Below are 13,288 nucleotides of genomic sequence, written 5' to 3' on the forward strand. Positions count from 1 at the left end.
GGGCGGCGTTCCGACGAAAGCGGTGTGTCAGGCAACGATGATGTCGACTGACACTCCGCCTTCGTCGGAACGCCGCCCGGAGCAAGCCCGCTCCCACAGGGTGACTTGCAGTGCTTGATGGTTACTTGCAGACGTCGGCGATGGCCTCGGCCAGCAGATCCAGACGCGTCGCATCAATACCGGCCACGTTGGCCCGGCCTGAGTTGACCANTGTAAACGCTGTGGTGATCACGCAGTTGTTTGACCTGGTCCGGCGTCAAACCGGTGTAGGAAAACATCCCGCGCTGCACGCCGATGTGCGCAAAGCGTTCGCGCAAACCATGAGGTTCAAGCGCTTCAACCAAACCGCTACGCAGTTGGGCGATACGCAAACGCATGGCTTCCACTTCGTCGGCCCAGAGGCTTTTCAGCTCTGGATCACTGAGGATGGTCGCTACCACAGCAGCGCCATGATCCGGTGGTGTCGACCACAGATTGCGAGCGATGTTGGCCAGTTGGCTGCGGATATCCATCAGCTTGTCAGCGGTTTTCGCGCAGACAATCAGCGCGCCGGTGCGGTCGCGGTACAGGCCGAAGTTCTTCGAGCAGGAACTGGTGATCAGCACTTCCGGCAACGCGGCAGCGAACAACCGCGTCGACCAGGCATCCTGTTCCAGGCCATCGCCGAAGCCCTGGTAGGCGAAGTCGATCAGTGGCACCAAATCGCGACTGCGCACCACGTCCAGCACCCGGCGCCAATCGTCATGGGACAGATCGAACCCGGTCGGGTTGTGGCAGCAGGCGTGCAGCAGCACCACATCGCCCTTCGGTGCTTCATTGAGTACCGCGAGCATCGCCTCGATGTCGAGGCGGTTATCGCTGCCGACGTACGGGTAATGACTGACCTTGACCCCGGCTGCCGCGAAGATGGTTTCGTGAATCGGCCAGGTCGGGTTGCTCAGCCACACGCCACGGCCCGGCAGGCACTGGGCGATGAAGTCGGCACTCAAGCGCAGCGCGCCGGTGCCGCCCGGCGTTTGCGTTGCGCCGGCCCGTTGTTCGGCGATTAGCGGGGAATCGGCACCCAGCACCAATTCAACGATGGCCTTGCCGAACGCCGGTTCACCGTGGCCACCGATGTAGGTTTTGGTGGTCTGACGATCCACCAGGCGTTGCTCGGCGAGCTTCACGGACTGGGGAATCGGTGTCAGGCCCTGGGCGTCTTTATAGACACCCACGCCGAGGTCGAATTTGCGCGGGTTGGGGTCCTGCGCATAGGCCTCCATCAGGCCGAGAATCGGGTCGCCGGGTACTCGACCGATGGCGTCGAAATGCATTATTTGCGGCCCTCGGCGTCCTTGGCCACTTCGTCAGTGCGCGCGGCCATGATGAAATCGTTGCGATGCAGGCCCTTGATGGAGTGGCTCCACCAGGTCACGGTGACTTTGCCCCACTCGGTCAGCAGGCCCGGGTGGTGACCTTCAGCCTCGGAGATTTCACCGACGGCGTTGGTGAACGCCAGTGCGTGCTTGAAGTTCTTGAACAGGAAAACTTTTTCCAGCTGCATCACGCTGTCGCGCACTTCAATGTTCCAGTCAGGAATCTGCTTGATCAGTACCGGCAGTTCTTCGTCGCTGACCTGAGGAGCGCCGGCTTGGCAGGCTTCGCAGTGGGCTTGGTTCAATGTGGACATGATGGGTTCCTGAAATCGAATTATTGGAAATCGGCCGTCAGTGTCACCACGCTAAACCAAAGCGTCGGTTCCTGACAGGCTCACTTGATTCTAAAAGCAGCGGATCACGCAGCCTTTGGCGGAAATTTTGGTGTGTGCAAGCCCAGCTGCATGCCTTGCTTGACCATGCCCATGATGTCTTCGTGGGCCAAGTCGAACAGGCGCTTGAGGTTCGGCAGGACAAAGTACAGCGGTTGCAGGATGTCGATGCGGTACGGCGTGCGCATGCATTCCAGCGGATCGAAGGCCTGATGCTCAGGTTCGTTCGACAGGCAGTAAACGGTTTCTTTTGGCGAGGAGAGAATGCCGCCGCCGTAGATGCGCTGGCCTTCTGGCGTATCGACCAGGCCAAACTCGATGGTCATCCAGTACAAACGCGCCAGGTACACGCGTTCTTCCTTGGAAGCCTGTAGGCCAAGTTTGCCGTAGGTGTGGGTAAATTCGGCGAACCAAGGGTTGGTCAGCAGCGGGCAGTGGCCAAAAATCTCGTGGAAAATGTCCGGCTCTTGCAGGTAATCCAGTTCTTCGCGGGTACGAATAAACGTCGCTACCGGAAACTGCTTGTTGGCGAGCAATTCGAAAAAGGTCTGGAAGGGGATCAGTGCGGGAACCCGGGCAACCTGCCACCCGGTGGTTTCACCGAGGACCTTGTTGATCTCACCGAGTTGCGGAATGCGGTCGTGGGGCAGACCGAGTTTTTCGATACCGTCCAGGTATTCCTGGCACGCACGACCCTCGATCACTTTTAGTTGGCGAGTAATCAGCGTGTTCCACACCGCGTGTTCTTCCGCGGGGTAGTCGATAAAACCTTGCGCATCGGGCTCGCGAGCCACGTATTGCGTCTGCTTCATGCTGCTCTCCTGCTAGGGGATTTCGTTCTTGTTATGTCCTGCTATGGACCTAGAAATACCTCAAGAAATGCAGTGTTGCAGCACGTGAGTCGCGCTGTGCGTAGGAAAATTCGTCGATTTTTGTAAAGTATTCGTTACGGATCGGCCGCTATGGCACAGGGAGTGAGATTTGCGGGTTTGAAATGGCGTGCAGGTGTCACATAATCTTGACGACTAATTGAGCCACTCAGTAAAAAAAATATGTCCGAGGCACTGCGAATACCCCTGTGGGAGCGGGCTTGCTCGCGAAAGCGTCGGCACATCCGACATTGATGTATCAGACAGTCCGCTTTCGCGAGCAAGCCCGCTCCCACAGGTTATGCGCTCGGCATTAACCTCACTCACCGCTTTTTCGGGCCTTTATATGCGTATCAAAGTCCATTGTCAGAACCGTATCGGCATTCTGCGCGACATTCTCAACCTGTTGGTGGAGTACGGGATCAACGTCGCTCGCGGCGAGGTCGGCGGTGAGCATGGCAATGCGATCTACCTGCATTGCCCAAACCTGATCAACATTCAGTTTCAGGCGTTGCGTCCCAAGTTCGAATCGATAGCCGGGGTTTTTGGCGTCAAGCGTGTAGGGCTGATGCCCAGCGAACGTCGGCACATGGAGCTCAATGCGTTGCTCGGCGCCCTGGAGTTTCCGGTGCTGTCGATCGACATGGGCGGTTCGATCGTCGCGGCCAACCGCGCGGCGGCGCAGTTGCTCGGCGTGCGGGTGGATGAGGTGCCGGGGATTCCGCTGTCGCGTTACGCCGAGGATTTCGACTTGCCAGAACTGGTGCGCGCCAACAAGTCGCGGATCAACGGCTTGCGGGTGAAGGTCAAGGGCGACGTGTTTCTCGCCGACATTGCGCCACTGCAATCAGAGCATGACGACAGCGAAGCCATGGCCGGCGCGGTACTCACGCTGCACCGCGCCGACCGGGTCGGTGAACGCATCTATAACGTGCGCAAGCAGGAGCTGCGCGGTTTCGACAGCATTTTCCAAAGCTCGAAGGTGATGGCCGCGGTGGTGCGCGAAGCTCGACGCATGGCTCCGCTGGATGCGCCGCTATTAATAGAAGGTGAAACCGGTACTGGTAAAGAGTTGTTGGCGCGAGCCTGCCACCTGGCGAGTCCGCGGGGGCAGTCACCGTTGATGGCGCTCAACTGCGCCGGTCTGCCGGAATCCATGGCTGAGACGGAGCTGTTCGGCTACGGCCCCGGCGCTTTCGAAGGGGCGCGGGCCGAAGGCAAGCTCGGACTGCTGGAACTGACGGCGGGCGGTACGCTGTTTCTCGATGGCGTCGGGGAAATGAGCCCGCGTTTACAGGTGAAATTGCTGCGTTTCCTACAGGACGGTTGCTTCCGTCGTGTGGGCAGCGATGAAGAGGTTTATCTGGATGTGCGGGTGATCTGCGCGACGCAGGTCGACCTGTCCGAGTTGTGTGCACGCGGCGAGTTTCGCCAGGATTTGTATCACCGCTTGAACGTGCTTTCACTGCACATCCCGCCACTGCGCGAATGCCTCGATGGTTTGACGCCGCTGGTGGAACACTTCCTCGATCAGGCCAGTCGGCAGATCGGTTGCCCATTGCCGAAACTGGCGCCGGCGGCGATGGAGCGGCTCAGTCACTACCATTGGCCGGGCAATGTTCGGCAATTGGAGAACGTGTTGTTCCAGGCGGTTTCCTTGTGCGAGGGCGGGACCGTCAAGGCCGAACATATTCGCCTGCCGGACTACGGCGTGCGTCAGCCACTTGGCGATTTCTCGCTCGAGGGCGGGTTGGACGAGATTGTCGGGCGTTTCGAGAAGGCGGTGCTTGAACGTTTGTACTCCGAGCATCCGAGCAGTCGGCAGTTGGGCAAGCGATTGGGGGTTTCGCATACGACCATTGCCAATAAGTTGCGTGAGTATGAGGTTGGCAAGACTGAGTCTTAGCCGATAGCTGTTTTGCCTGTGATGGCCCCTTCGCGAGCAAGCCCGCTCCCACACTTGACCGCATTTTTTCTGGAGGAACTCGATCAAGTGTGGGAGCGGGCTTGCTCGCGAAGGCGGTAGCGGCCGTTGCCCAAGGTCAAGCCTCTGCCGCGAAGCGGCATAACACCGCCGGTTTTTCGTCTTTGACACAATCCCCGTTTCCTTCCTGAACCCCTCAAGTCCTTTGTTTGCCGGGCCCTGCGCCGCCAGAAAAAAGTTGGTCTGCAAATTGCTTATGGCTCAGCAGTACAGCAGTGGGCGGCAAACGTCCGGCATGCAGAGGAAAGAGTGTGGACAAGTACCTTTATGTGGCAATGACCGGCGCCAGCCAGAATGCACTGGCGCAGAAGGCTCATGCGAACAACCTGGCGAACATCTCCACCAACGGCTTCCAGAAAGACCTGGAGCAGGCTCGTTCGATGCCGGTGTTTGGTGACAGCTTTCCGGCGCGTGCGTTTGCCTTGTCCGAACGTCCGGCCACCGATTTTTCCCCTGGCGCATTGGTGGAAACCGGTCGCGACCTCGATGTCGCGGTGCAAGGCAATGGCTGGATCGCCGTGCAGAACCCTGACGGCGGCGAAAGCTACGTGCGCACCGGCAGCCTGAACGTCGACGCCCTGGGCGTGCTGCGAGCGGGCAACGGTATGCCTGTGATGGGCAATGGCGGGCCGATTGCCGTGCCGCCCGAGCAGCAAATCGAAGTGGGCGAGGACGGCACCATCAGCATTCGTGCGATGGGCGAAGGTCCACGCGTGATGGCGGAAGTCGACCGCATCAAGCTGGTTAATCCTGACTTCAAGAACATGACCAAAGGCCTGGACGGTTCGATCCACACCAAGGACGGCAAGCCGGCGCAAGCCGATGCTGGCGTCAAACTGGTGTCCGGTTTCCTTGAGTCGAGCAACGTCAACGCCGTGGAAGAGATGACTTCGGTGCTGGCCCTGGCCAAGCAGTTCGAGCTGCACATCAAGATGATGAACACCGCCAAAGAAGACGACCAGGCCATGGCTCGGGTCTTGCAGATCAGCTAATTATCAGAACGTCGCGCCGTAAAACAGGCGCACGAGGAGAATCGAATGCTTCCGGCTCTATGGGTTGCCAAAACAGGTCTGTCCGCCCAGGACACCAACCTGACGACCATTTCCAACAACCTGGCCAACGTGTCGACCACGGGTTTCAAACGTGACCGCGCCGAGTTCCAGGACTTGCTCTACCAGATCAAACGCCAGCCAGGCGCCCAGTCGACCCAGGACAGTGAACTGCCGTCGGGTCTGCAATTGGGTACCGGTGTGCGCATTGTCGGCACCCAGAAAAACTTCACCGCCGGCAGCCTGCAAACCACTGAGCAGCCGTTGGACATGGCCATCGACGGTCGCGGTTTCTTCCAGATTCTTCAGCCGGACGGCACGACTTCCTACACCCGTGACGGTACGTTTCACCTGGACTCCAACGGTCAGATCGTGAACTCCAGCGGCTTTGCCCTGGAACCGGCCATTGTCATTCCGAACGATGCCCAGACCTTCACAGTCGGTCGCGACGGTACCGTGTCCATCACCGTTGCCGGCAACCCGGCCTCCCAGGTAATCGGCAACCTGCAAACCGCCGACTTCATCAACCCGGCTGGTCTGCAAGCCGTGGGCAACAACCTGTTCCTGGAAACCGCGGCCAGTGGCGCGCCGCAAGTCGGCACCCCGGGCCTGGCCGGTTTCGGCACCACGCTGCAGAACACCCTGGAAACCTCGAACGTCAGCACCGTTGAAGAGATGGTCAACATGATCACCACTCAGCGCGCTTACGAGATGAACTCCAAGGTGATCTCGACCGCCGACCAGATGCTCTCGTTCGTAACGCAGAATCTGTAATCAAGTCTATGAGGCGGCCATCAGGTCGCCGGCAACACCGTGAGGTAGGGTCATGAATCGCTTCGTATCTGTTCTGGCACTGAGTGGGATCGCCGCGCTTTCGGGCTGCGTCGGTCCGACGCCCAAACCCAATGACCCTTACTACGCCCCGGTGTTACCGCGCACGCCGCTGCCGGCGGCGGCCAATAACGGCTCGATCTACCAGGCCGGTTTCGAACAGAACCTGTACAGCGACCGCAAGGCGTTCCGGGTCGGCGACATCATCACCATCACCCTGAACGAGAAGACCCAGGCCAGCAAAAACGCCAATTCTCAGGTTGGCAAGACCAGCAAGGCCAGCATCGGCTTGTCCTCGCTGTTTGGTACGGTGCCCAACACTAATAACCCGTTAGGCAGTGGTGATCTGAGTCTGGATGCCGGCTACAGCGGCGACCGTGCGACCAAGGGTGACAGTAAAGCCGGGCAGGGCAACAGCCTGACCGGTTCGATCACCGTGACCGTCGCCGACGTGTTGCCCAACGGCATCATCGCCGTGCGCGGCGAGAAGTGGATGACCCTCAATACGGGTGATGAGCTGGTGCGGATTGCCGGTCTGGTTCGGGCCGATGACATCTCGACTGACAACACCGTCTCGTCGACCCGTATCGCCGATGCACGCATCACCTATTCGGGCACCGGTTCGTTTGCCGATGCGAGTCAGCCAGGCTGGTTCGACCGCTTCTTCCTCAGCCCGCTGTTCCCTTTCTAGGTGGCTACGTTGAATTTCAAACACCTGATGGTGGCCACCCTGTTGCTGTCCGCGGCCTTCAACGCTCAAGCCGAGCGGCTAAAGGACATCGCCAGTATTTCCGGCGTGCGTTCCAACCAATTGATCGGCTACGGCCTGGTGGTCGGGCTTAACGGTACCGGCGACCAGACGACGCAAACCCCGTTCACCCTGCAGACCTTCAACAACATGCTCTCGCAGTTCGGCATCAAGGTGCCAGCAGGTTCGGGCAACGTGCAACTGAAGAACGTCGCGGCGGTGTCAATCAGTGCCGATCTGCCGGCGTTTGCCAAGCCGGGTCAGCAGGTCGACATTACCGTAGCGTCGATCGGTAACTCCAAGAGCCTGCGCGGCGGCACCTTGCTGCTGACGCCGCTCAAGGGTATCGACGGCAACGTCTACGCGATCGCTCAGGGCAATCTGGTGGTCGGCGGTTTTGATGCCGAAGGTCGCGATGGTTCGAAGATCACTGTCAACGTTCCGTCGGCCGGTCGTATCCCGGGCGGTGCGTCGGTTGAGCGTTCGGTGCCGAGCGGTTTCAATCAGGGCAACAGCCTGACGCTGAACCTCAATCGTTCGGACTTCACCACGGCCAAGCGCATCGTCGACAAGATCAACAATATGCTCGGCCCTGGCGTTGCCCAAGCCATCGACGGCGGCTCGATTCGTGTCAGTGCGCCACTCGATCCAAGTCAGCGCGTCGACTATTTGTCGATCATCGAGAACCTTGAAGTCGACCCGGGTCAGGCGGTGGCGAAAGTCATCATCAACTCCCGTACCGGCACCATCGTGATCGGCCAGAACGTCAAGGTTTCCCCGGCCGCCGTGACCCACGGCAGCCTGACCGTGACCATCACCGAAGACCCGATCGTCAGCCAGCCCGGCCCTCTGTCCAATGGGCAGACGGCGGTCGTGCCGCGCTCGCGGGTCAACGCCCAGCAGGAAGCCAAGCCGATGTTCAAATTCGGTCCGGGCACCACCCTCGACGAAATCGTGCGTGCGGTGAACCAGGTCGGCGCGGCGCCGGGTGACTTGATGGCCATCCTCGAAGCACTGAAACAGGCCGGCGCGTTGCAAGCCGACCTGATCGTGATCTGAGGACGGCGACCATGGATATGCGCAAGGGCGGATTGGGGGTCAGCAGCAACGATTCGGGTTCCTACTCGGACCTGAATCGCTTGAACCAGCTCAAGGTCGGCGACAAGGACAGTGACGCGAACATGCGCAAGGTTGCGCAGGAATTCGAGTCGCTGTTTCTCGGTGAAATGCTCAAGTCCATGCGCTCGGCCACTGAAACGCTGGGCCAGGACAATCCGCTCAACACGCCGGCAGCCAAGCAATACCAGGAAATGTACGACCAGCAGTTGGCCGTTTCCATGTCCCGCGAGGGGGGTGGTATTGGTCTGGCTGACGTGCTGATGCGTCAGATGTCGAAGAACATGCCGCTGGCCCCGGGCGAGGCTGCTGCAGCGTCAGCCGCCAAGCAAGCTGCAGCGAAAGCCGCCGTGGAAACCCCGATTGGCGCCGGTACGGTCGCCACCAACGGGCCGTTGTCGCGCCTCAATGGCGAGCGTCCGTTGTGGGCTTCGCGCTCGGTGAAGTCGGCAAGTGCGGGCGAGGGTACTCATCGCAATGACATGGCGCTGATCAATCAGCGACGTCTGGCGCTGCCGCCGAAACTGGCCGACCGCTTGCTCGCAGGGCTGGTGCCGTCGGCATCGACCACTGCCGCGACCGTCACGACGGCGCAGAACAACATCCAAATGCCGCAGAGTACCAAGACCGGTTCCGGCCCCCTGTACAACGGAGATTGGCTGGCTTCGCAAGCGGATACGACATCCAGTGGGCGCCTGCAGGTTTATGGCCGGGCCATGGCGCAAATACCGCTGGCACCGGCGAAGAAAGCGTTCAGTTCCGCCGACGAATTCGTCAACACCATGCTGCCGATGGCCAAAGAGGCGGCCGAACGCATTGGTGTCGATCCGCGTTACCTGGTGGCGCAGGCTGCCCTGGAAACCGGTTGGGGCAAATCGGTCATGCGCGCCCAGGATGGCAGCAGCAGTCACAACCTGTTCGGCATCAAGGCTGGCAGCAGTTGGAAAGGCGATTCGGCGCGCGCGATCACCAGCGAATTCAGGAATGGCGAGATGGTCAAGGAGACGGCTCAGTTCCGTTCCTATGACTCTTACAAGGACAGCTTCCATGACCTTGTGACACTGCTGCAAACCAACAATCGCTATCAAGATGTTGTGAAGTCGGCCGATAACCCAGAACAGTTTGTGCGCGAGTTGCAAAAGGCCGGTTACGCAACCGACCCGGACTACGCAAGCAAGATTTCGCAGATAGCCAAGCAGATGACGAGTTACCAGAACTACGCTGCGGCGGGCGCTACCACCACGCCTCTATAGGCATAAGCTATAAGGTCTGAACCATGAGTTTGCTCAACATCGGGATGTCGGGGCTGTCAGCCAGCCAATCGTCGTTGATGACGACGGGTAACAACATCGCCAACGTCGACACCGCGGGTTACTCGCGTCAGCAGACCGTGCAGGGCACCAAAGCCTCGCAGCAGTTCGGCAATGTCTACATCGGTACCGGCACGACCCTGGCCGATGTTCGTCGGGTGTACAACAGCTATCTTGATGCCCAACTGCAGACCACCACCTCGCTCAACAGTGATTCGGCCGCGTACCTGGGCCAGGTCACGCCGCTGGACAAACTGCTGTCGGACAGCGGCACCGGCCTGAACGGCGCACTGACCAAGTTCTTCGCCTCGGTGCAGAACGTCAACGCCAAACCGGGTGACGACGCTTCACGCCAGTTGCTGCTCAGCGATGCCCAGGCCTTGAGCAATCGTTTCAATTCGGTGTCCAGCCAGTTGAACGCGCAGAACGCGAACATCAATGGCAACCTGACGAACATGGCCGATCAGGTCAACAAACTGGCCGCCACCGTGGCGCAGTTGAACCAGAAGATTACCGAGATTTCTAGCTCCGGTGGCATGCCGAACGAGCTGCTCGACGCCCGTAACGAGACCGTACGCCAGCTCTCGACCTTTACCGGCGCGCAGATCGTCGAGCGTGAAGGTAACGTCGATATCTATTTGGGCAGCGGCCAGCCGCTGGTCATGGGCAACACCGTCAACAAACTCGAAGTCGTGCCGGGCAAAGACGACCCGAACCGCTTGGCGCTGCAACTCAATCGTGGTTCGAGCACCATCGATATCACGTCGATAATGACCGGTGGCGAAATCGGTGGTTTGCTGCGCTATCGCAGCACCGTGCTCGACCCGGCCATGAACGAACTGGGCCGCGTGGCGCTGGTCGTCGCCGATCAGATGAACAGCATTCAGGCCCAGGGCATCGACAAGAACGGTGACTTCGGTTCGAACCTGTTCAATAGCATCAACAGTGCCGCGCAGATGGCTCAGCGCAGCATCGCCTCCGGCAATAACAGCGTGGGCTCGGGCAACTTCGATGTCAGCATTGAAGACACCGGCAAGCTGACCATCAACGATTACAAAGTGACGTTCACCAGCGCCACCGACTACACCGTGCAGCGTTTGCCAGACAATACGGCTATGGGCAGCTTCAGCACGCTGACCACGCCACCGCTGGTGATCGACGGTTTCTCCTTGAAGCTTGCCGGTGGCACCGCGGCTGCAGGCGATACCTTCAAGATCACCCCGACCCGTAACGCGGCCGCCAACATCAAGACCGAGATGACCGACTCCAAACGTCTGGCCATCGCGGCACCGCTGGGTGCGTCCATCGCGGCGAGCGGCAGCGGCAATGGCACCCTGACCATTCCGGCCAGCGGCCAACCGACCCTGACCACCCAATTCGATATCTACGACGCGGCCACCAAAACCGCGATGCAAAACGGTCTGAAAAACTCCACGCCGGCCAAGGTTGTATTTGGTGCGGTGTCCGCCGACGGCACCAGCCAGGCCTACCAGTTTCTGGATGCCAAGGGTGGGGTGATCAGCAGCGGCACCATCAAGCCAGGTGAGAGCAACACCCTGAACCTGAGCATTCCGCTCAAGGATGCCACGGGTGCGCCGATCCCGCCTGCGCCTGCTACTCAGTACACCGCGACCTTCAGAATGACCTTCGCCGGTGCCCCGAGCAACGGCGCGGCAATTAACGTCTCGCTCAGTCAGCCGGGCAGCCTGGATAACCGTAACGGCACCACACTGGCCGGCTTGCAGACCGCGCAGACCGTGGACACCGGCTCCGCCAGCAAAGGCATCTCCCTGAACGACGCCTACGGCAAACTGGTCGAAGGCGTAGGCTCCAAGGCCGCCCAGGGCAAGCTCGACAGCGCCGCGACCGAAGCCATCCTGGCGAACGCCAAAGGTGCGCGCGACTCGCTTTCGGGTGTCGACCTCGATGAGGAAACCGGCAACCTGGTCAAGTATCAGCAGTACTACACCGCTTCTTCGCAGATCATCAAGGCTGCGCAGGAAATCTTCAGCACACTGATCAACAGCATTTAAGGAGTCGTAGCCCATGCGCATTTCTACCGCCCAGTTTTACGAGTCCTCGGCTGCGAACTATCAGAAGAACTTCGCCAACGTGGTCAAGAGCAGCGAAGAGGCCAGCAGCCTGGTTCGTGTCAATACGGCAGCCGATGATCCGGTCGGCGCCTCGCGTCTGTTGCAGTTGGGTCAGCAGGCTTCGATGCTCGATCAGTTCTCGAACAACATGACGACGATCAAAGCCACGCTTGGCCAGACTGAAGCGGTCATGACCAGTATCGGCAACGTGCTTCAACGCGCCAAGGAACTTGCCCTGGGTGCCGGCAACGCCGGTTATACCGATTCCGACCGTCAGGCCAATGCTTCGGAGCTCAGCCAGATCGAAGAGCAGCTGTTGAGCCTGATGAACACCAAGGACGAAAACGGCAAATACATTTTCTCCGGTTCTAAAGGCGATACCGTTCCGTTCTCGCGCAATACCGACGGCACCTACAGCTATAACGGTGATCAGGTCACGCTGGACCTGCCGATTGGCGATACCCAGTCGATGGCCACCAACAGCACCGGTTGGGCTGTGTTCCAGCAAGCCATCAACACCAGTCGCACGCAGACTACAATGACCTCGCCAGCCGTCGATGACGGTCGTGTGGTGCTTTCCAACGGTCAGGTGGGTTCCGACGTCACCTACAACGCAAAATTCCGCAGTGGCGAGCCGTACACGGTGAATTTCGTCAGCGACACGCAGCTGCAAATCACTGACTCGCTGGGTAACGATGTCACCGCCGAGGCCAGTCAGAACGGCGTGTTCAGTTCCACCGGTGGTGCGGCCACACAGACTGTCAATTTCCGTGGCGTCGATCTGAAGTTGAACATTAACCTACAAGCGGGTGATGTTCCGGGGACGGTGATCACCGGGCACAGTTTCACCTTGGCGGCCAAGCCGGACAGCTTCAATGCGTCCCGCAGCCCGGGTAACCCTTCGGCGGCACTGGTCACCGGAGCGTCGGTCACCAATAGTGCCAACTACCACGCCAGCTTCCCGGATGGCGGCGCGATCCTCAAGTTCACCAGTGCCACGGATTACGATTTGTATGCTGCGCCTCTGACCGCTAACAGCACGCCAGTTTCCAGCGGCACAATGGCGGGTTCCACGGCAACAGCGTCAGGTGTCTCCTTTATTTTGGGCGGTACACCGGCGGCGGGAGACCAGTTTTCCGTTGCGGTCAACACTCACCAGACGCAGAACGTTCTGGACACTGTCAGTCAGCTCAAAACAGCATTGTCGACGCCGACCAACAATAATCCGATAGCCATTCAGAAACTGAACGCGGCGATCGGCTCGGGTATTGGCAACTTGTCCAGTGGCATCGACCAGTTGGCGTCGGGTCTCAGTTCCGTGGGTGGTCGCGGTGCATCATTGGTTACCCAGACTGACATCAACCAGAGCCTGGCACTGGCCAACACCCAGACTCAGTCGTCGATTCGCGACTCTGACCCGGCCGAAGTGATGACCCGCCTGACTTTGCAGCAAACCATGCTTCAAGCCTCGCAACTGGCGTTCAGCAAAATCGCTCAGTTGGGGCTGTTCAACAAAGTCTGAGTCCATGCCCTCGCGA

Annotated in this window: 10 protein-coding genes and 1 pseudogene; 8 read left to right on the forward strand and 3 right to left on the reverse strand. The window is 59.6% G+C overall.

Annotated elements, in window-relative coordinates; all coding sequences use genetic code 11:
- Positions 1-121 precede the first annotated feature (121 nt).
- The 3 genes and pseudogenes from E3W21_RS18335 to phhA form a co-directional block, all read right to left on the reverse strand.
- Positions 122-1,316, reverse strand: a pseudogene (locus E3W21_RS18335) (amino acid aminotransferase).
- Complete coding sequence (locus E3W21_RS18340; protein ID WP_129442142.1) at positions 1,316-1,672, reverse strand: 4a-hydroxytetrahydrobiopterin dehydratase; 357 nt, start codon at positions 1,670-1,672, stop codon at positions 1,316-1,318. The pseudogene E3W21_RS18335 and the gene E3W21_RS18340 overlap by 1 nt, the downstream one beginning before the upstream one ends.
- 104 nt (positions 1,673-1,776) lie before the next feature.
- Positions 1,777-2,562 carry a phenylalanine 4-monooxygenase gene (gene phhA, locus E3W21_RS18345; protein WP_046055995.1) on the reverse strand — a complete coding sequence of 262 codons (786 nt, stop codon included), beginning with the start codon at positions 2,560-2,562 and terminating at the stop codon, positions 1,777-1,779.
- A gap of 403 nt (positions 2,563-2,965) precedes the next feature.
- Between phhA and E3W21_RS18350 the strand changes: the two genes are divergently transcribed.
- The 8 genes from E3W21_RS18350 (at position 2,966) to E3W21_RS18385 (ending at position 13,272) form a co-directional block, all read left to right on the forward strand.
- Positions 2,966-4,525 (forward strand): sigma-54-dependent transcriptional regulator, encoded by a 1,560-nt coding sequence (locus tag E3W21_RS18350; protein ID WP_111451850.1) that lies wholly within the window; start codon positions 2,966-2,968, stop codon positions 4,523-4,525.
- Between the two features lie 329 nt (positions 4,526-4,854).
- On the forward strand, positions 4,855-5,595 hold the full coding sequence (locus E3W21_RS18355) for a flagellar basal body rod protein FlgF (RefSeq protein WP_129442146.1): 741 nt from the start codon (positions 4,855-4,857) through the stop codon (positions 5,593-5,595).
- 45 nt (positions 5,596-5,640) lie between these two features.
- Entirely contained in the window at positions 5,641-6,426 is a 786-nt protein-coding gene (gene flgG / locus E3W21_RS18360; RefSeq protein ID WP_033055957.1) for a flagellar basal-body rod protein FlgG, read from the forward strand.
- 52 nt (positions 6,427-6,478) lie between these two features.
- Positions 6,479-7,174: a flagellar basal body L-ring protein FlgH gene (gene flgH / locus E3W21_RS18365; RefSeq protein ID WP_134421355.1), complete on the forward strand. Its 696-nt coding sequence runs from the start codon at positions 6,479-6,481 to the stop codon at positions 7,172-7,174.
- A gap of 27 nt (positions 7,175-7,201) precedes the next feature.
- Positions 7,202-8,290 carry a flagellar basal body P-ring protein FlgI gene (locus E3W21_RS18370; protein ID WP_166793842.1) on the forward strand — a complete coding sequence of 363 codons (1,089 nt, stop codon included), beginning with the start codon at positions 7,202-7,204 and terminating at the stop codon, positions 8,288-8,290.
- An 11-nt stretch (positions 8,291-8,301) separates the two neighbouring features.
- A complete protein-coding gene (gene flgJ / locus E3W21_RS18375; protein ID WP_134421357.1) occupies positions 8,302-9,600 on the forward strand; it encodes a flagellar assembly peptidoglycan hydrolase FlgJ in 1,299 nt (432 codons plus the stop codon).
- Positions 9,601-9,623: 23 nt separating this feature from the next.
- Positions 9,624-11,690 (forward strand): flagellar hook-associated protein FlgK, encoded by a 2,067-nt coding sequence (gene flgK, locus E3W21_RS18380; protein ID WP_134421358.1) that lies wholly within the window; start codon positions 9,624-9,626, stop codon positions 11,688-11,690.
- 13 nt (positions 11,691-11,703) lie between these two features.
- Complete coding sequence (locus E3W21_RS18385) at positions 11,704-13,272, forward strand: flagellar hook-associated protein 3 (RefSeq protein WP_134421359.1); 1,569 nt, start codon at positions 11,704-11,706, stop codon at positions 13,270-13,272.
- Positions 13,273-13,288: the final 16 nt, after the last annotated feature.

Source organism: Pseudomonas sp. F01002, from assembly GCF_004402115.1.
GTDB classification, from domain to species: Bacteria; Pseudomonadota; Gammaproteobacteria; order Pseudomonadales; family Pseudomonadaceae; genus Aquipseudomonas; species Aquipseudomonas frigoris.